This window comes from Pseudomonas sp. B28(2017) (assembly GCF_002113025.1).
In the GTDB taxonomy this organism is placed as follows: domain Bacteria; phylum Pseudomonadota; class Gammaproteobacteria; order Pseudomonadales; family Pseudomonadaceae; genus Aquipseudomonas.
Map to the genome: position 1 here is coordinate 1 of NZ_NEJH01000003.1, position 18,642 is coordinate 18,642.

General features: G+C 59.1%; 20 protein-coding genes and 1 pseudogene. 14 read left to right on the forward strand and 7 right to left on the reverse strand.

All coding sequences use genetic code 11. The features are described from left to right. Positions 1-288: 288 nt before the first annotated feature. Both CAF65_RS09190 and CAF65_RS09195 read right to left on the reverse strand, forming a co-directional pair. On the reverse strand, positions 289-1,509 hold the full coding sequence (locus tag CAF65_RS09190) for a CaiB/BaiF CoA-transferase family protein (protein ID WP_085716015.1): 1,221 nt from the start codon (positions 1,507-1,509) through the stop codon (positions 289-291). A gap of 13 nt (positions 1,510-1,522) precedes the next feature. Next, on the reverse strand, positions 1,523-2,704 hold the full coding sequence (locus CAF65_RS09195) for an acyl-CoA dehydrogenase (protein ID WP_085716016.1): 1,182 nt from the start codon (positions 2,702-2,704) through the stop codon (positions 1,523-1,525). A 157-nt stretch (positions 2,705-2,861) separates the two neighbouring features. Between CAF65_RS09195 and CAF65_RS09200 the strand changes: the two genes are divergently transcribed. The 11 genes from CAF65_RS09200 (at position 2,862) to CAF65_RS09250 (ending at position 13,020) form a co-directional block, all read left to right on the forward strand. Further along, positions 2,862-3,761: a LysR family transcriptional regulator gene (locus tag CAF65_RS09200; protein ID WP_085716017.1), complete on the forward strand. Its 900-nt coding sequence runs from the start codon at positions 2,862-2,864 to the stop codon at positions 3,759-3,761. 435 nt (positions 3,762-4,196) lie between these two features. Continuing rightward, positions 4,197-5,318, forward strand: coding sequence for a Re/Si-specific NAD(P)(+) transhydrogenase subunit alpha (locus tag CAF65_RS09205; protein ID WP_008018497.1), 1,122 nt, complete (start codon positions 4,197-4,199; stop codon positions 5,316-5,318). An 11-nt stretch (positions 5,319-5,329) separates the two neighbouring features. After that, entirely contained in the window at positions 5,330-5,686 is a 357-nt protein-coding gene (locus CAF65_RS09210) for an NAD(P) transhydrogenase subunit alpha (RefSeq protein WP_008064823.1), read from the forward strand. Further along, positions 5,683-7,116, forward strand: a complete 1,434-nt coding sequence (locus tag CAF65_RS09215) for an NAD(P)(+) transhydrogenase (Re/Si-specific) subunit beta (protein WP_085716018.1) — start codon at positions 5,683-5,685, stop codon at positions 7,114-7,116. Before CAF65_RS09210 ends, CAF65_RS09215 begins: the two co-directional genes overlap by 4 nt. 213 nt (positions 7,117-7,329) lie before the next feature. After that, entirely contained in the window at positions 7,330-8,823 is a 1,494-nt protein-coding gene (locus CAF65_RS09220) for an acetyl-CoA hydrolase/transferase family protein (RefSeq protein WP_085716019.1), read from the forward strand. A gap of 319 nt (positions 8,824-9,142) precedes the next feature. Next, entirely contained in the window at positions 9,143-9,358 is a 216-nt protein-coding gene (locus CAF65_RS09225; protein WP_008018491.1) for a DUF1127 domain-containing protein, read from the forward strand. A gap of 257 nt (positions 9,359-9,615) precedes the next feature. Next, positions 9,616-9,825 carry a DUF1127 domain-containing protein gene (locus tag CAF65_RS09230; RefSeq protein ID WP_085716549.1) on the forward strand — a complete coding sequence of 70 codons (210 nt, stop codon included), beginning with the start codon at positions 9,616-9,618 and terminating at the stop codon, positions 9,823-9,825. Between the two features lie 143 nt (positions 9,826-9,968). Then, the gene (locus CAF65_RS09235) at positions 9,969-10,289 is read left to right on the forward strand and encodes a DUF2388 domain-containing protein (RefSeq protein ID WP_085716020.1); all 321 of its coding nucleotides are present in this window, start codon (positions 9,969-9,971) and stop codon (positions 10,287-10,289) included. Positions 10,290-10,396: 107 nt separating this feature from the next. After that, a complete protein-coding gene (locus tag CAF65_RS09240) occupies positions 10,397-10,714 on the forward strand; it encodes a DUF2388 domain-containing protein (protein ID WP_085716021.1) in 318 nt (105 codons plus the stop codon). Positions 10,715-10,741: 27 nt separating this feature from the next. Then, the gene (locus tag CAF65_RS09245; protein ID WP_008018488.1) at positions 10,742-11,062 is read left to right on the forward strand and encodes a DUF2388 domain-containing protein; all 321 of its coding nucleotides are present in this window, start codon (positions 10,742-10,744) and stop codon (positions 11,060-11,062) included. Further along, positions 11,059-13,020 (forward strand): DUF4105 domain-containing protein, encoded by a 1,962-nt coding sequence (locus CAF65_RS09250; protein ID WP_085716022.1) that lies wholly within the window; start codon positions 11,059-11,061, stop codon positions 13,018-13,020. Before CAF65_RS09245 ends, CAF65_RS09250 begins: the two co-directional genes overlap by 4 nt. Before the next feature lie 46 nt (positions 13,021-13,066). Here the strand turns inward: CAF65_RS09250 and CAF65_RS09255 are convergent. The 3 genes and pseudogenes from CAF65_RS09255 to trpB all read right to left on the reverse strand — a co-directional run. Continuing rightward, a pseudogene (locus CAF65_RS09255) lies at positions 13,067-13,267 on the reverse strand (hypothetical protein); the annotation flags it as partial. Between the two features lie 156 nt (positions 13,268-13,423). Next, positions 13,424-14,236: a tryptophan synthase subunit alpha gene (gene trpA, locus CAF65_RS09260; protein ID WP_085716023.1), complete on the reverse strand. Its 813-nt coding sequence runs from the start codon at positions 14,234-14,236 to the stop codon at positions 13,424-13,426. Continuing rightward, positions 14,236-15,471, reverse strand: a complete 1,236-nt coding sequence (trpB, locus tag CAF65_RS09265; protein ID WP_085716024.1) for a tryptophan synthase subunit beta — start codon at positions 15,469-15,471, stop codon at positions 14,236-14,238. Before trpB ends, trpA begins: the two co-directional genes overlap by 1 nt. Before the next feature lie 124 nt (positions 15,472-15,595). Here trpB and CAF65_RS09270 point away from each other — a divergent pair, with 124 nt between their 5' ends. Continuing rightward, the gene (locus CAF65_RS09270; protein WP_085716025.1) at positions 15,596-16,489 is read left to right on the forward strand and encodes a LysR family transcriptional regulator; all 894 of its coding nucleotides are present in this window, start codon (positions 15,596-15,598) and stop codon (positions 16,487-16,489) included. Here the strand turns inward: CAF65_RS09270 and CAF65_RS09275 are convergent. Next, the gene (locus tag CAF65_RS09275) at positions 16,486-16,809 is read right to left on the reverse strand and encodes a YqjD family protein (RefSeq protein WP_008018481.1); all 324 of its coding nucleotides are present in this window, start codon (positions 16,807-16,809) and stop codon (positions 16,486-16,488) included. The genes CAF65_RS09270 and CAF65_RS09275 overlap by 4 nt on opposite strands. A gap of 157 nt (positions 16,810-16,966) precedes the next feature. Between CAF65_RS09275 and CAF65_RS09280 the strand changes: the two genes are divergently transcribed. Then, positions 16,967-17,182: a dodecin gene (locus tag CAF65_RS09280; protein ID WP_008018480.1), complete on the forward strand. Its 216-nt coding sequence runs from the start codon at positions 16,967-16,969 to the stop codon at positions 17,180-17,182. A 121-nt stretch (positions 17,183-17,303) separates the two neighbouring features. Beyond that, complete coding sequence (locus CAF65_RS09285) at positions 17,304-17,525, forward strand: DUF1161 domain-containing protein (protein WP_085716026.1); 222 nt, start codon at positions 17,304-17,306, stop codon at positions 17,523-17,525. A gap of 66 nt (positions 17,526-17,591) precedes the next feature. On the opposite strand, the gene CAF65_RS09290 is transcribed toward CAF65_RS09285, so the two are convergent. After that, positions 17,592-18,593, reverse strand: a complete 1,002-nt coding sequence (locus CAF65_RS09290; protein ID WP_085716027.1) for an LLM class flavin-dependent oxidoreductase — start codon at positions 18,591-18,593, stop codon at positions 17,592-17,594. Positions 18,594-18,642: the final 49 nt, after the last annotated feature.

The following is an 18,642-nucleotide window of genomic DNA, read 5'->3' on the forward strand; positions in this document are numbered from 1 at the left end:
ATCTCTCGTCAGCGGGAGGCGAATTCTACAGCGTTACTCGCTGCTGTCAACACCTCTTTTTCAACTTCCTTTCGGCTTCGATGACCTGAAGCAACCTGCCGCCGAAACCCGCATAACTCATTGTTTATCAAGGAGTTTTCCGTTTCGACTGCGCCGGAAGTGGGGCGAATTATAGAGATCTGAAATCTGCCGTCAAGCACTGATTCTGGTTTTTTGCAGAAAGGCGCAAAACGCCCCGATGGGCTCCTATATAGAGGAGCGAAAGCGCCCCTCTATATAGAAGAGAGATCAAAGTACGCCAGACGCCTTGAACGCAGACACCGCCCCCGCATCCAGACCCAGCACCCGCTGGAGAACCTCCAGCGTATGCTCACCCAGCAAAGGAGGCGCATATCGATACTCCACCGGAGTCTCGGACAAACGAATAGGACTGGCCACTTGCGGCACCATGCCAGCCAGCGCATGCGGCAACTCGATGGCCAACCCGCGCGCCTTGACCTGAGGATCGGCAAACATCTGCGCCAGGTCATTGATAGGCCCGCATGGCACGCCAGCCTGTTCCAGCTGCGTCACCCATTCAGCGGTAGTCTTGAACACCGTTGCCTGGCGGATCAGCGGAATCAGTACAGCCCTGTTTGCCACCCGCAACTTGTTTGTCGCAAAACGCGGGTCGTCCGCCCACTGCGGCTGCCCAGCCACTTCCGCGAACTTGCGGAACTGCCCATCGTTGCCGACGGTAAGGATGAAGTCACCATCCGCCGTAGGAAAATCCTGATAGGGCACGATGTTCGGATGAGCATTACCCAAGCGTTTAGGCGCATTACCTGTCGTCAGGTAGTTCATTGCCTGGTTGGCCAGACAAGCCACCTGTACGTCCAGTAGTGCCATATCGATATGCTGACCACCGCCGTCGTGGTCCCGATGCGCAAGCGCAGCCAGGATCGCGACGGTCGAATACAGCCCGGTCAGGATGTCCGTCAGCGCCACGCCAACCTTCACCGGCCCCGCGCCTTCTTCGCTTTCAGGCCTCCCCGTCAGACTCATGAGGCCGCCCAGCCCCTGGATCATGAAGTCATAACCCGCACGCTTGGCGTAAGGACCGGTCTGACCGAACCCGGTGATCGAGCAATAGATCAGATCCGGATTGATTGCCTTCAATGACTCATAGTCCAGGCCATAAGCCGCCAGACCACCGACCTTGAAGTTCTCGATCAGGATGTCCGACTTGGCCGCCAGCTCACGTACCAGCTTCTGCCCTTCAGGGCGCGTGAAGTCGATGGTGACCGACTGCTTGTTGCGATTGGCCGATAAGTAATAAGCCGCCTCGCTGGTGTTCTCGCCATAAGCGTCTTTCAGGAACGGCGGCCCCCAGGCGCGCGTGTCATCGCCGTTACCCGGGCGCTCGACCTTGATCACTTCGGCGCCAAGGTCGGCCAGGATCTGCCCGGCCCAAGGCCCGGCCAGCACCCGCGACAAATCCAGTACCCGTAGATGCGATAGCGCGCCCATGGACGTCCTCCTGTTAATAGAACGCCTGGATGCCGGTCTGTGCACGACCGAGGATCAGCGCATGGACATCGTGCGTACCTTCATAGGTGTTCACAACTTCCAGGTTGACCAGGTGACGTGCGACACCGAACTCATCGGAGATACCGTTGCCGCCCAACATATCGCGAGCCATGCGCGCGATGTCCAGCGACTTGCCGCAGGAGTTGCGCTTCATCATCGAAGTGATTTCGACCGCCGCAGTCCCCTCGTCCTTCATACGCCCCAGACGCAGGCAGCCTTGTAGCGCCATGGTGATTTCGGTCTGCATGTCGGCCAGTTTCTTCTGGATCAACTGAGTGGCGGCCAATGGACGACCGAACTGTTGACGATCCAGGGTGTACTGGCGAGCGGTGTGCCAGCAGAACTCGGCCGCACCCAGCGCACCCCAGGAGATGCCGTAACGCGCCGAGTTGAGGCAGGTGAAAGGACCTTTCAGGCCGCGGACATCCGGGAAGATGTTCTCTTCCGGCACGAACACATTGTCCATGACGATTTCACCGGTGATCGATGCCCGCAGGCCAACCTTGCCGTGAATCGCCGGAGCGCTCAGACCTTTCCAGCCCTTTTCGAGAACGAAGCCGCGGATATCGCCGGCATCGTCCTTGGCCCAGACCACGAACACATCGGCAATCGGGCTATTGGTGATCCACATCTTGCTGCCAGTGAGGCTGTAGCCGCCTTCCACTTTGCGCGCACGAGTGATCATCGCACCGGGGTCGGAACCGTGGTTAGGCTCGGTCAGACCGAAGCAGCCAATCCACTCGCCAGAGGCCAGTTTTGGCAGGTACTTCTGCTTCTGGGCTTCGGTGCCGAATTCATTGATTGGCACCATTACCAGCGAGGACTGCACGCTCATCATCGAGCGATAGCCGGAGTCGATACGCTCGACTTCGCGGGCAATCAGGCCGTAGCTGACGTAGTTCAGGCCACTGCCGCCGTACTGCTCGGGGATGGTTGCGCCCAACAGACCAACCTCGCCCATTTCGCGGAAGATCGCCGGATCGGTCTTCTCATGGCGGAAAGCTTCAAGAATGCGCGGCGCAAGGCTCTGCTGAGCGAACTGCGCAGCCGTGTCGCGAATCATGCGTTCTTCTTCAGTGAGCTGTTGATCCAGCAGCAGGGGATCGATCCAGTTGAAGCTAGCTTTACCGCCCATGAGTGTGTCCTCTCGAATCGGGTCAAATAACGTGGACTGATCCTAGGCCCGGATTGGCACTACGGCAAACGAGGATTTCGCATACTGTTGTGCTAATTTCTCACTCCGAAACGTCGAAAAAGAGCATTATTTCGATGTATTAGTGAGGTTGACGTACATGCGCAGGAAGATACCCAGTACCACCGCCCTGATCAGCTTCGAGGCCGCAGCGCGACACGAGAGCTTCACCAAGGCCGCCCAGGAGCTTTCGCTGACCCAAGGGGCGATTTGCCGACAGATCGCCAGCCTTGAAGAGTTCCTCAGTGTGGAACTCTTCCGACGCTCGCGGCGCGGGGTCAAGCTGACGGAAGCCGGCCTCTCCTACAGCCGTCGAGTGGCCACTCAACTCGATGCGGTTGAACGCGACACCTTGTCCGTGATGGGCCAGCAGGGCACCAACGTGATCGAGTTGGCCGTAGTTCCGACCTTCGGCACCCAATGGCTGCTGCCGCGACTCAAGGACTTTCAGCAAAAACACCCGGAAGTGACAGTCAACCTGACCAACCGCACGCGGCCGTTCCTGTTCGCCGATACTGATTTTGATGCCGCCATCTACTTCGGTGATGCGGATTGGTCAGGTACAGAGTCCCACAGGCTGATGGGTGAAAATCCGATGCCCGTTTGCAGCCCTGATCTACTCGGAAACAAGATCAGTCTGACACCCGGCGAAATCGCCGACTTGCCTCTTCTGCAACAAACCACACGCCCCTATGCCTGGCGCCAATGGTTCGACTCCCAACACCTGAATGTCCCGCGAGACATGACAGGCCCTCGCTACGAGCTATTCTCCATGCTCGCCCAAGCAGCCATGCACGACATGGGCATTGCCCTGATTCCGCCGTTCCTGATTCAACGGGAGTTGAAAGAAAAACGCTTGGTGATCGCCAACCCGCAAGCACTGTCCAGCATCAAGGCTTATTACCTGATGATTCCTGAGCGAAAGGTCGAATCCGCGTCTTTGAAGGCATTTCGTGACTGGCTGGTAAACCAGGCACACAGCTACAACCTAGAAGGATAAAGACTCTCAAGCGATACCTGACCTCGTAGTCAGCAAAAAACAAGCCCTACAGATATACGTATTTGTCGCAAAACAGCAAACTGTATCGAGAAGTCGTACAAACGTCCCACAAGCGCCTGCCTACGCGGCTTTGCGCCACTATTTCGAAGCGATGCCGCATCATTCATACGGCCGATGTGTAAATTCTTAAATTTCGGCCAGAATCCTTGAAAAGCACGGCCTGCAAGGGATTGATCCGGGTGGTTGCGACATTCGGTCACGGGGTGACTTGTAGTTAATTTTCCGTCACCCGTCATAATCCCTTGAAGGGCACAAAGTTCGCCTGCAAAATGCCGCGCCCCGCCCTGATTTGGCGGGACCGTGCTGATCGGCCGCCCCAGCCGCACCATCCGTAGTGCATGGGTTTACTCAATAAGATCACGCAGGAGATTTGACGTGCACATTGGTGTTCCTCTCGAAACCCAGACCGGTGAAACACGGGTTGCTGCAACCCCGGAAACCATCAAGAAGCTGATCAGCCAGGGTCATAAGGTCACTGTACAAAGCGGCGCCGGCGTTAATGCCAGCGTTGTCGACAGTGCTTATGAAGCGGCAGGCGCAACCATTGGCAGCGCCAATGACGCGTTTGGTGCAGAGCTGATCTTGAAGGTGGTCGCTCCCAGCGACAGCGAGCTGACGCTGATTAAAAGCGGCACCGTTGTGGTGGGGATGCTCAACCCGTTCAGCAACGAAACCATCGCCAAGCTGGCCGAGTGCGGGATTACCGCATTTGCCCTGGAGGCTGCGCCTCGCACCTCCCGCGCCCAAAGCCTGGATGTGCTGTCCTCGCAAGCCAACATCGCCGGCTATAAAGCCGTGTTGCTGGCCGCGCACTACTATCCACGCTTCATGCCAATGCTGATGACTGCTGCGGGCACCGTGAAAGCGGCGCGCGTGCTGATTCTCGGTGCCGGCGTGGCCGGTTTGCAGGCAATCGCTACCGCGAAACGCCTGGGTGCGGTGATCGAAGCGTCTGACGTGCGTCCGGCGGTAAAGGAGCAGATCGAATCCCTCGGCGCCAAGTTCGTCGACGTGCCTTACGAGACCGACGAAGAGCGTGAATGCGCCGTTGGTGTCGGCGGTTACGCCCGCCCCATGCCGGCCAGCTGGATGCAGCGCCAGGCCGCAGCCGTGCACGAACGCGCCAAGCAGGCTGACATCGTCATCACCACCGCACTGATTCCGGGCCGCAAGGCACCGACGCTGCTGAGCGCGGAAACCGTGGCACAGATGAAACCGGGCTCGGTGGTCATCGACCTCGCGGCAGCCCAAGGCGGTAACTGCCCGCTGACCGTGGCCGATCAGGTGGTCGTCGAAAACGGCGTGACCATCGTTGGCCCGACCAACCTGGCTGGCGCCGTGGCGGCCGATGCTTCGGCGCTGTATGCACGCAACCTGCTGGACTTCATGAAACTGTTGTTCGATAAAGAAGGACAACTGGTGATCAACCTTGAAGACGATATCGTCGCCGCGTGCCTGATGTGCCGCGACGGCCAGATCGTGCGCAAGAACGGCTGAGGATAAAAACAATGGAAGACATGCTGATCTCTCACGGTATCTACAACCTGATCATCTTCGTGCTGGCCATCTACGTCGGCTACCACGTGGTGTGGAACGTTACACCTGCACTGCACACGCCACTGATGGCTGTCACCAACGCCATCTCGGCCATCGTGATCGTCGGCGCCATGCTCGCCGCCGCCCTCACCGTGACGCCGCTGGGCAAGACCATGGGTACCCTGGCGGTGGCCCTGGCCGCGGTCAACGTGTTTGGTGGCTTCCTGGTGACCCGCCGCATGCTGGAAATGTTCAAGAAGAAAGCGGCTCCAGCAAAAGCTCCGGCAGCCAAGGCCGAAGCAATCAAGGCTGAGGTGCAGCAAGCATGAGCATGAACCTGGTTACTTCCCTGTATTTGATCGCCTCGGTCTGCTTCATCCAGGCGCTCAAGGGCCTCTCGCATCCCACTACATCGCGTCGCGGCAACCTGTTCGGCATGCTCGGCATGGGCCTGGCGATCCTCACCACGGTCGGCCTGATCTACAAATTGGGTGCTGAACTGGCCCATGACGGTATCGTCTACGTGATCGTCGGCCTGCTGATCGGCGGCACTGTCGGCTCGATCATGGCCAAACGCGTCGAAATGACCAAGATGCCCGAGCTGGTCGCCTTCATGCACAGCATGATCGGCCTGGCAGCGGTGTTCATCGCCGTGGCTGCCGTGGTCGAGCCACAGTCGCTGGGCATCGTCCAGCAACTCGGTGACGCGATCCCGGCCGGTAATCGCCTGGAGCTGTTCCTCGGTGCCGCCATCGGTGCAATCACCTTCTCCGGTTCGGTGATCGCGTTCGGCAAGCTCTCGGGCAAGTACAAATTCCGCCTGTTCCAGGGTGCACCGGTACAGTTCGGCGGACAGCATAAGCTGAACCTGCTGATGGGCCTCGCCACACTGGCACTGGGCGTGACTTTCATGCTCACCGGCGACTACACCGCTTTCGGCGTAATGCTGGCGCTGGCCTTCGTGCTCGGCGTACTGATCATCATCCCGATCGGCGGCGCCGACATGCCGGTGGTGGTGTCGATGCTCAACAGCTACTCCGGCTGGGCAGCGGCGGGTATCGGCTTCTCGCTGAACAACTCGATGCTGATCATCGCGGGTTCGCTGGTAGGTTCGTCCGGTGCGATCCTCTCGTACATCATGTGCAAGGCGATGAACCGCTCCTTCTTTAATGTACTGCTCGGCGGTTTCGGCAATACAGCGGACGCAGGTCCGGCAGGCGCCAAGGAGGCCCGTCCGGTGAAATCCGGTTCTGCCGACGACGCCACCTTCCTGCTGACCAACGCCGATACCGTGATCATCGTTCCGGGCTACGGCCTGGCGGTAGCACGGGCGCAGCATGCGCTGAAGGAACTGACCGAGAAGCTGACCCATCGCGGCGTGACCGTGAAGTATGCGATCCACCCGGTTGCCGGTCGTATGCCAGGGCACATGAACGTGTTGCTGGCCGAGGCTGAAGTGCCTTACGACCAGGTGTTCGAGATGGAAGACATCAACTCCGAGTTCGGCCAGGCCGACGTGGTGCTGGTATTGGGCGCCAACGACGTGGTCAACCCGGCGGCGAAGAACGATCCGAAATCGCCGATTGCCGGCATGCCGATCCTCGAAGCGTTCAAGGCCAAGACCATCATCGTCAACAAGCGCTCGATGGCCAGCGGCTATGCCGGCCTGGACAACGAACTGTTCTACCTGGACAAAACCATGATGGTGTTCGGCGACGCTAAAAAGGTCATCGAAGATATGGTCAAAGCCGTCGACTAACCCCGCGCGGCACTCAGAACGCCCCGACTTGTCGGGGCGTTTTTGTTTGCGCAAATCGTCGGACAAACTATGCTTTTGTTACCGATCCGGTAACGGTGTTTTGCTTCAAAGGCCCGGAATAGACGCCTCGATTGCGACCTTGGTAGCGGGACAGAAGCCGGCGCAATTCACTAGACTGCACGTCCTGCTACCCGTTGCCCGAGATAACAATCCATGTACCGTGACCGTATTCGCCTGCCTTCGTTGTTGGACAAAGTGATGAGCGCTGCCGACGCTGCCGCTCTGATTGAGGACGGCATGACCGTCGGCATGAGTGGTTTTACTCGCGCCGGCGAAGCCAAGGCCGTCCCCCAGGCGCTGGCCGAGCGTGCCAAGGTCACGCCGCTGAAGATCAGCCTGATGACTGGCGCAAGCCTGGGCAACGACCTCGACAAGCAGTTGACCGAAGCCGGCGTGCTGTCGCGACGCATGCCGTTCCAGGTCGACAGCACGCTGCGCAAGGCAATCAATGCCGGTGAAGTCATGTTCATCGACCAGCACTTGTCGGAAACCGTGGAGCAATTGCGCAACCAGCAATTGAAGCTGCCGGACATTGCCGTGATTGAAGCCGTAGCGATCACCGAGCAAGGACATATCGTGCCAACCACCTCGGTAGGCAACTCGGCCAGCTTCGCGATCTTCGCCAAACATGTGATTGTCGAGATCAACATGGCGCACAACCCGAACCTCGAAGGTCTGCACGACATCTACATTCCGACCTATCGCCCGACCCGCACCCCGATTCCATTGGTCAAAGTCGACGACCGCATTGGCAGCACCGCCATCCCGATCCCAGCGGAAAAAATCGTCGCCATCGTGGTCACCAACCAGGCTGACTCACCGTCCACTGTGCTGGCACCGGACGCCGAGACCCAAGCCATTGCCGACCACCTGATCGACTTCTTCAAACAGGAGGTGGCCGCCGGACGCATGACCAACAAGCTCGGCCCGTTGCAAGCCGGCATCGGTACCATCGCCAACTCGGTGATGTGTGGCCTGATCGACTCGCCGTTCGAAAACCTGACGATGTATTCCGAGGTACTGCAGGACTCGACCTTCGACCTGATCGACGCAGGCAAGCTGAGCTTTGCTTCGGGCAGTTCGATCACCTTGTCGAGCCGGCGCAATGCCGACGTGTTCGGCAATCTGGAGCGCTACAAGGACAAACTGGTCCTGCGCCCGCAGGAGATATCCAACCACCCTGAAGTCGTGCGCCGCCTAGGCATCATCGGCATCAACACGGCACTGGAGTTCGACATCTATGGCAACGTCAACTCCACTCACGTCTGCGGCACGCGGATGATGAACGGTATCGGCGGCTCGGGTGACTTCGCGCGCAATGCACACCTGTCCGTGTTCGTGACCAAGTCGATCGCCAAGGGCGGTGCGATCTCCAGCGTGGTACCAATGGTCAGTCACGTTGACCACACCGAACATGACGTCGACATACTCGTGACCGAAGTGGGCCTGGCAGACTTGCGAGGCCTTGCGCCTCGGGAGCGTGCCCGGGTCATCATCGACAAGTGTGTGCACCCGGATTACCGCCAGGCGCTGAATGATTACTTTACCGCCGCGTGCGCCATCGGCGGGCACACCCCGCACATCCTGCGCGACGCCCTGAGCTGGCACATCAACCTGGAAGAAACGGGGCAAATGCTGAAGAAGTAATTGCTACAGATAGCAAGCTGGCGCAAACACAGTTTCGCCAACTTGCTCTTACCGCTTCGAAATATGAAAAAACTGTACTGCTGTACTGGTCATTTTCCAGGGAAAACTCCCATCTCACCGAACGAAAACAACACTTTTGCACCTTAATAGTGCATACAGGTACAGTTGCCTCAATTTCGACCAGTACACCGCCTATAAACAGTTAACTGAGCTCTCACAATACAGATGAACTGTATCTACAGTGACTAGGCAAACGAGAGGATCATGGGCACCAGTTAAACCACTACCTAATCCCGCCATAAGCGGAAGGATGTCAACCATGGAACGTACACTCAGTTCCGAACTGTTCTTCGAAGACACTGCTGCAAAAACCCAGGCTTCCCTGCCTCTGCGCGTTATTGCCAACCTGATGCTGTGGCAGCGCCGCATCACCAGCCGCCATCAACTGGCTCGCCTGGATTCGCGTCTGCTGGCTGACGCCGGGATTAGCGAAGCACAACGCTACGAAGAGCTGAGCAAGCCGTTCTGGCGCTAAGCTAGCGTCGCTGGCTCTGACCTTAAGGTCCACCGCCAGCAACCCGAATTGAAAAAACAAAACCCGTCGTGGGAAACCACGACGGGTTTTGTCGTTTTGGCCTGTCAGATCCGGTCCTACAGTAGGGAAACTTGAAGACCAGTACAGTTTTCAAAAACTACAAACTGGATGAGTACAATATCATCACAGTGTGTCTGTAGTGAATGTTCGTCCGGTGCCAGCATGGAACCTCTACTGATCAGGACAGGGACCGCCCCATGAACTCTTTACAGGATGTTTCCACCCCGTCAGCTCAATCGAGACCTTGCCTGAACCGGGTTAGAGATCTGTTCACAGGACTCTTCGCCAGCCTCGAAAGAGCAAGAACACGACGTTTACTGGCTCAACTCGATGATCGTCAGCTATCAGATCTCGGCATCAGCCACGCCGAGCGCAGCAATGAACTGGATAAACCGTTCTGGCGCTGACTTCCCGCTTGCACGACGGGCTGTTCGAACCGACACACTCAGGCCTAATATCAGACCAGAACGTGGCGAGCGCCAAGCGCCTGGCGTCTGACTTTGCAGACACTGCGCCATTTTTCAATTGGTTTACCCAAAGGAGTTACCCCATGTCCCGTCTTCGCCTGCTCAGTGCTGCGGCCCTGTTTGCCGTGGCTGCCAATGCCAGCGCAACCAGCTTCATCGTGACCACCGACGCTGTTGTCAACGCGCTCAAAGCCACATCCGATGCGACCACCGACGTCGTCTCGTCGTCATTCAAGGATGACAAGATCGTGCTCGCGGCCCGTGACGACGCTGCCAGCTTCGTCGCCAGCGAAGGTTCCATCCGTGGCGTGAAACTCGAAAGCGCCCTCGACCACATTCGCCACCAGGCACCACAGCTGAACGCAAGCGACGCACAACTGGCACAAGCGATCCTGACAATCTAAACGACTGCCCAGGCATGGGGCACGTCCGGCGTGTCCCAGAGTCTTGGCGTTGGCTCCAGGCCGGACCTTGCGCTAGCCTTGGGACTCACTTTCAACTGTCGAGTCTCATGCGTTTTCCTTCAAGTCTCTTGATCGCTCCAGTCTTTCTTATCCTTGGCTACTGTGGATCAGTCCACGCTTATGACGCCTTCAACCTGTCCACCCAAGGCATCGTCGCCAGCGGTTACGCTACAAGTTTGGTGACCAGCGCCCCCTTCGACCATAAACTGCTGCTCGCCGCCCAGGATGACGCGGCGGCATACGTTGCCAGTGACGGCCAACTGAGAGGCGCACGACTGGAGTCGGCCCTGCGGTATCTGCGCCGAACCCAGGCAAAACTTCATGCCAGCGACCTTGAACTGGCACAAGCAATTCTCGTCCAATAGTTATCCCTGTTTTTCTGGAGTCGTTCCATGCGTAACCCGCTGATTGCTGCCACCTTAGGCCTGCTGCTGTTGGCCGATGTAACCCAGGCACATACTCTGGTTGCCACCAGTAACATGCTGATCCGTGCTACCCAGCGCACCCTCGATTTCACCTCCGACACCACCACATCCATTCGCGATTCGAAAATCGTGCGCGAAGCCCAGGACGACGCCGCCAGTTTCGTTGCCAGCAATGGCGACATTCGTGGCGCTCACCTGGAATCCGCTTTCGACTTGCTGCGCACCCGCGTGCCGGAAGCCCGTGACGCCAGTGATCAGGATCTCGCCGAAGCCATCCTCGCACTGTGAGACGCCCAGGCACCTGGCTGCTGGCCGGGGCCCTGTTGCTGCTTGGCAACACGGCCCAAGCAGGCCTTCAGTTACATCTCAAGACCGAAGGTCTGACGCCCGCGCAGCAGCAAGCCAGCCAGGCGTTGCTCGATGAAGCCATGCAGGCACTGCCGCCACGTTTTATCGAGCAACTCGATCGACGCATCGACGTCGATTGGACCGATGACATGCCGCGCAACGCCTACGGTCAGGCATCACTGGTGTCCGAGCTCGATCTGAACCGCAACCTGCTGGCCGGCCTCACCGATGGCAGCGCCGCGACCAGGAAAACCCATCGCCCTCATGGGACCGTGCGCAAGGAACTGCTGGCCACGGTGTTGCACGAACTGACGCACATCTACGATCGCTCGCGCCTGTGGCCGGATACCGAACGCAAGCTGATTCAGCGCTGCACCCGGCACAACAACAGCTCAGGGCTGGTTGGCATTCCCGACCAATGTCGAGGCCAGTCCGATCGGCGCTTTACCCTCAGTGACGATCCGCGTTTGCTCGACCTCGCTGGCTGGCAGCAATACGTAGGCCGTCGTGGAGAACGCGAACAGCACAATCGCCAGATTGCCCGCAGTCCGGATATCTACGAGACCAGCAGTCCAAAGGAGTTCGTCGCGGTCAACATGGAGTATTTCCTCCTCGACCCGAGCTACGCCTGCCGCCGCCCGGCGCTGTACCGCTACTACAAGGAACATTTTGGCTGGGCGCCCGCTGCCAAAGACACCTGCAGCAAAACCCTCGCTTTCCTCAATGCCGGCAACGACTTCGCCAAGACACCTTTGGGCCAGGTCGATCCGGAGCGGGTCTATGCCGTTGACTACCTGCTGGCCGAGGCTAACCAGAACCTGTTCAGCCGCTGGGGCCACAGCATGTTGCGCCTGGTGATCTGTGCGCCGGGGCGACCACGCGGGCCGGATTGTCGATTGGACCTGGACCAGCATCTGGTGCTGTCGTACCGCGCCTTCGTCGGCGACGTACAACTGTCGAGCTGGGATGGCCTGGTCGGCAAATACCCGTCGCGGCTGTTTATCCTGCCGCTGTCTCAGGTCATCGACGAATACACCAAGACCGAATTGCGCAGCCTGGCCTCCGTACCCCTGAACCTGTCGCGCAGAGAGATTGAAGACGTGGTGGAGCGTGCTGCCGAGATGCACTGGAGCTACGACGGCAACTACTTCTTCCTGTCAAACAACTGCGCGGTGGAAGAACTGAAATTACTGCGCGGCGGCACCAACAATCCGCAACTGGTGGGGCTCGACAACATCATGCCCAACGGCTTGCTGGAGGTACTGAAGGGCCGTGGACTGGCGGACACCAGCGTGCTGGACGATCCGCGAGAGGCCTTGCGCCTGGGCTATCGCTTCGACTCCTTCCGCGATCGTTATCAGGCCATGTTCGAAATACTGAAAAAGCAATTGCCGATCAAGCAGGAAACCGTCGAAGACTGGCTGGACTTAAAAGCCCAGGAGCGTCGCCAATGGTTCGAGCAGGCCGATTTGCGTACCAGTGCGGCGTTGCTTCTGCTGGAACAGGCGAGTTTCCGTCGACAGTTGCTATTGGCTCAGGATGAAGTGAAGCAGCGTTATCTGGGCGCCCGAGAGCTGAAGAATGGCGGCATGGACAAGGCCAACGAGACGCTCAAGGACATTCTCGCCAACAGTGGCTTCCTCAGCCGGCCAGCGGAACTGCTGGGCACCCACGGTTATGGCTTGCCACAGCCGAGCGAGTGGCAGCATCTGGAAGCGGAAAGCAGCCAGCGCCAGAAGCAGCTCCTGGCGCTGTCCGGGGATCTGGACAAGGAAGTGAGGGCACTGCTTGAACCTGGCCGTGCCGCCGAAATGGCCGCTAACGAGGCCAACGTGAAACAGATTGGCGAGCACTTGCGCAAACTGCACAGGGCGTCGGGCGGGATAGAGTTGCCCTGACCCCGCTCCTACAGGGGGTTCAGGGTTCAACCCAATGACAGATCCATCAGTACAGCCCTCCCTGCAGAACCTCATAAACAATCCAGGTTTCCGCGGCGATCAGCACAACGTCCGCGCCCGCGCGACGCCATTCGTAGCCCGGGTAATACGGCAACCGGCTTAACGCGCGTTTATCCAGGCGTTCGCCGTAATAGCCCCGAGGCTGCGGCCTGCCACGCACCAAGATGACACCCGGTGGTGGCGGGGCCCAAGGCCGGCCATCAGGCGTTTCGACATTTTCATCAGGTCTTTCCTCGCAACACGCACAGCAAAAAGGGCCTCAGAACGCAGTCCTGAAGCCCTCGGTCTTGCTGTTTAGTCTGTGCCGCGAGGCGCTAATTCCTCTGTATCAGGAACTTTACCCTCAGTTGACGCGGGCTTTACGCACGCCATCGGCCAATGCCGAGCAAAGGCTCAGCACACCATCGACCGCCTGATCCGGCGTCGAGGCATTGGCGATGTGATCGATCAGTGCCGAACCCACGACCACACCGTCCGCCAGACGCGCGATAGACGCTGCTTGCTCCGGCGTGCGAATGCCGAAACCGATGCTGATCGGCAGATCGGTATGGCGACGCAAACGGGCGACCGCCTCTTCAACGTGTTCCAGCGTCGCCGCACCAGCACCGGTCACACCGGCAACGGACACGTAGTAAACAAACCCGGAGCTGCCGTTAAGCACTGTCGGCAGACGCACATCGTCGGTGGTCGGGGTGGTCAGACGGATGAAGTCCAGGCCGGCAGCCTGTGCCGGATCGCACAACTCGCCGTTATGTTCGGGAGGCAGGTCGACCACGATCAGACCATCGACACCGGCCTCTTTCGCTTCGGCGATAAAGCGCGGCACGCCATATTTGTGGATCGGGTTGAAGTACCCCATCAGCACCAGCGGCGTTTCATTGTTGTCCTTGCGGAACTCGCGAACCATTTGCAGGGTTTTCGCCAGGTTCTGCTTGGCAGCCAGAGCACGGATGTTGGCGAGCTGGATTGCCGGACCGTCGGCCATCGGATCGGTGAAGGGCATGCCCAGTTCGATCACGTCGGCGCCTGCAGCCGGCAAGCCTTTGAGGATCGCCAGGGACGTGTCATAGCCCGGGTCGCCAGCGGTCACGAAGGTCACCAGGGCGGCGCGGTTCTGTTCCTTGAGTTCGGCAAAACGTGTTTGCAGGCGGCTCATCAGTGTTTCTCCTGCTTCGATTGCTCTTGTTGAGAGTGTTCCATGTGGTGCATCACGGTTTGCATGTCTTTGTCGCCACGGCCGGACAGGTTAACCACCATCAGGTGATCCTTTGGCAGCTTCGGTGCACGCTTGAAGACTTCAGCCAGGGCATGGGCGCTTTCCAGGGCAGGGATGATCCCTTCCAGGCGGCAGCATTGGTGGAACGCGGCGAGAGCCTCGTCGTCGGTCACCGAGGTGTACTGGGCGCGACCGATGTCGTGCAACCAGGCGTGTTCAGGGCCGATGCCTGGATAATCCAGACCTGCTGAGATCGAATGAGCGTCGATGATCTGGCCATCGTCGTCCTGCAGCAGGAAGGTGCGGTTGCCGTGCAACACACCCGGTACGCCGCCGTTCAGGCTGGCCGCATGCTTTCCGGTCTCGATGCCGTAACCGGCGGCTTCAACGCCGATGATTTCGACGCTCTTGTCGTCAAGGAACGGGTGGAACAGCCCCATGGCGTTGGAGCCGCCACCAATGCACGCCACCAGGCTGTCCGGCAGGCGGCCTTCCTGGGCTTGCAACTGCTCACGGGTTTCCTTGCCGATCACGGCCTGGAAGTCGCGAACCATTGCCGGGTAAGGGTGCGGACCGGCCACGGTGCCGATCAGGTAGAAAGTGCTGTCGACGTTCGTCACCCAGTCACGCAGGGCTTCGTTCATCGCATCCTTCAGGGTGCCGGTGCCGGCCACCACCGGGATAACCTCGGCGCCCAGCAGCTTCATGCGAAACACGTTGGCCTGCTGACGCTCGATGTCAGTGGTGCCCATGTAGATCACGCAATCCAGACCGAAACGCGCAGCGACGGTGGCCGTGGCCACACCGTGCATGCCGGCGCCGGTCTCGGCAATGATGCGTTTCTTGCCCATGCGCCGCGCCAGCAGGATCTGGCCGATGCAGTTGTTGATCTTGTGCGCGCCAGTGTGGTTCAACTCTTCACGCTTGAGGTAGATCTTCGCGCCGCCACAGAACTCGGTCAGACGCTCGGCGAAGTACAGTGGGCTCGGACGGCCGACGTAATCGCGCTGGAAGTAGGCCAGTTCTTCCTTGAATGCAGGATCTTCCTTGGCCAACTCATATTCACGGGCCAGGTCGAGGATCAACGGCATCAGGGTTTCGGCAACGTAGCGGCCGCCGAACGCGCCAAACAGGCCGTTGGCATCAGGGCCGTTGCGCAGATTAGTCTGGGTCATTTGGCGCTCCAGTTGAATGCGTGAAGTGATGCATAAAGTGATAGTGGGCTTAACTCTACCCCTGACGCCTCGGCCTGAAAACCGATAAGATCGCCACAACCTGTCAGTAAAACTCACAGATCAAATGAGCCATGACCTTCCACCGCTGAACGCGCTTCGCGCCTTCGAAGCCACCGCCCGCTTGAACAGCGTCAGTCAGGCGGCCGAGCAGTTGCATGTCACCCATGGGGCCGTCAGCCGGCAATTGAAAGTCCTCGAAGAACACTTGGGTGTGAGCCTGTTCATCAAGGACGGACGCGGCCTGAAACTCACAGATGCCGGGTTGCGCCTGCGTGACGCCAGCAGCGAAGCCTTCGAACGCCTGCGCGGTGTTTGCGCCGAACTCACACAAAGCACAGCCGATGCCCCGTTCGTGCTCGGTTGCTCGGGAAGCCTGTTGGCCCGCTGGTTTATCCCGCGACTGGGGAGACTCAATGCCGACCTGCCGGACTTGCGCCTGCACCTGTCGGCCGGAGAAGGCGATCTCGATCCGCGAAGACCGGGGCTGGATGCCTTGCTGGTCTTTGCCGAGCCACCCTGGCCGGCGGACATGCAGGTTTTTGAGCTGGCCAGCGAACGTATCGGTCCGGTCATGAGTCCTCGGTTCAGCGGCTATGAGCGGCTCAGGCAAGCGCCGGAAACCGCACTGTTGAGCGAACCCTTGCTGCACACCACCTCACGCCCGCAAGCCTGGCCGAGCTGGGCGCAACCACGCGGCCTCGACGCCAGGGCGTTGAAGTACGGTCAGGGATTTGAACATTTGTATTACTTGCTCGAAGCCGCTGTCGCAGGCCTGGGCGTGGCGATTGCCCCCGAACCCCTGGTGGCCGAGGACTTGAAGGCCGGTCGCCTGGTTGCACCATGGGGTTTCAGTGAAACCCCGGCGCAACTGGCGTTGTGGCTACCCAAGCGCGCCGCGGACGGGCGCGCCCGGCAACTGGCTCAGTGGCTCAGGAACGAGCTGCGTCGAGCGGATTAATCACGCTTGCACAACAGATAAGCGGCCAGCAGGCCCAATGCGCCCACAGCGACACCAGCTGTTGTCCAGGGGTGTTCCTGGGCGTAGTCACGGGTGGCAATCCCGGTTTCGCGGGTTTTGACCTTGACCTCTTCATAGGCGTCGGCAAGCAGATGGCGCGAGTGCCTCAAGGCATTCTCGGCGTTGCTTTTCAGGGTCTTGAGGGTTTTACGCGACTCGTCCGAGGCATCGTCCTTCAGGCTTTCCAAAGACTTGAGCAGACTCTCGATCTCGGCTTCCATGCTTTGCAATGAGGCTTTGCGTAACGAGGTGTTGGCCATGGTGGCTCTCCTGCACTGGTGATAAGTGGCGTGTGTTGGTTGGGACTTCAGGGGCGCGAGAAAGTGCATAAAATCTGAACTTCATCCGGAGAACGACCAACACAAGAAATAGGAAAAATCACTGCTAGGCTGTAATTCACACGCCGAGGAGAACGCCATGTCTGACCATCACACCTACAAGAAAGTCGAGCTGGTTGGCTCGTCCACCAGCAGTATCGAAGATGCGATCAACAACGCGCTGGCCGAAGCCAGTAAAAGCCTCAAGTACATGGAATGGTTTGAAGTAACCGAGACCCGTGGGCACATCCGGGACGGCAAGGCTGCACACTTTCAGGTGACCTTGAAAGTCGGGTTTCGGATTGCCAGTAGCTGACTTTGGGCTAGTCTTCTGAACTTGCACGCCGGCCGAATGCCACAGGGAATGGCAATGCGCGACATGAGTGCGTCCGGCTGACGGCTGGTTACCCCTATGACCCGACCAGGGAATGCAACCGATGAAGAAGTTTATGTTGGCGGTAGGTTTGTTGAGCCTTGCGGGGACCGCATTGGCGGGCGGCAAGCCATGCGAAGAGCTGAAAGCCGAAATCGCAGCGAAACTTGATGCCAAGGGCGTTTCCGGTTATTCGCTGGAGATTGTCGATAAAGGTGCCGCTGCCGGCGGGAAAGTTGTTGGCAAGTGCGAAGCGGGCGCCAAAGTGATCGTCTATAAAAAGTAGGCAGAATCCCACCTGAAAAAAAGCCGACACCACGGTGTCGGCTTTTTTACGCCTGCCGTTTGAGTATCAGCCTCGCATGACCTGCGCCAGCAACTCGTAGGAATGCACGCGATCCGAATGTTCGTACAGGTCACAGGTGAAAATCAGCTCGTCAGCCTGGGTCTGTTCAATCAGGACCTCGAGTTTGGCGCGGATTTTCTGCGAGCTTCCGATCATGGCCAAGCCAAGGAAATCGTGCACGGCCTCTCTCTCATGAGGCAGCCACAGGCCGTCCATGGTCTTCACCGGCGGGCGCTGTACCAGGCTTTGGCCACGCATCAGGGCGAGAATCCGCTGGAACACCGAAGTCGCCAGGTAATCGGCCTGCTCATCGGTATCGGCTGCCACCAATGGCACACCGAGCATCACGTAGGGCTTGTCCAAAACGGCTGACGGCTTGAAGTGATTGCGGTAGACCCGAATCGCTTCATGCATGTAGCGCGGTGCGAAATGCGAAGCGAAGGCGTAGGGCAAACCGCGTTCACCCGCCAGCTGCGCACTGAACAGGCTCGATCCCAACAACCAGACCGGCACATTGGTCCCGGTCCCCGGCATGGCGATGATGCGTTGATCCGGGGTCCGTGGCCCAAGGTAGCGCAGCAGTTCCGTCACATCTTCCGGGAAATCGTCGGCGCTGCCGGAGCGTTCGCGGCGCAGCGCACGTGCGGTCATCTGGTCAGAGCCGGGCGCGCGACCCAGGCCCAGATCAATCCGGCCCGGATAAAGGCTTTCCAGGGTGCCGAACTGCTCGGCGATCACCAGCGGTGCATGGTTGGGCAACATCACCCCACCCGAACCGACACGAATGGTCGACGTACCACCGGCCAGATAACCGAGCAGCACCGATGTCGCAGAGCTGGCGATGCCGTCCATGTTGTGATGCTCAGCCACCCAGAAGCGGTTGTAACCGAACTTCTCGACGTGCTGCGCCAGGTCCAGCGAGTTGCGCAGCGACTGGGCCGCGCTGCCGTTCTCGCGCACCGGCACCAGATCGAGGGTCGAGAATTTGATATCGGACAGTCGTTTCATGAACCTGCTTCTCCAATTGAGGGCGCAGGTTTGTTCTTGCGAACGCAAA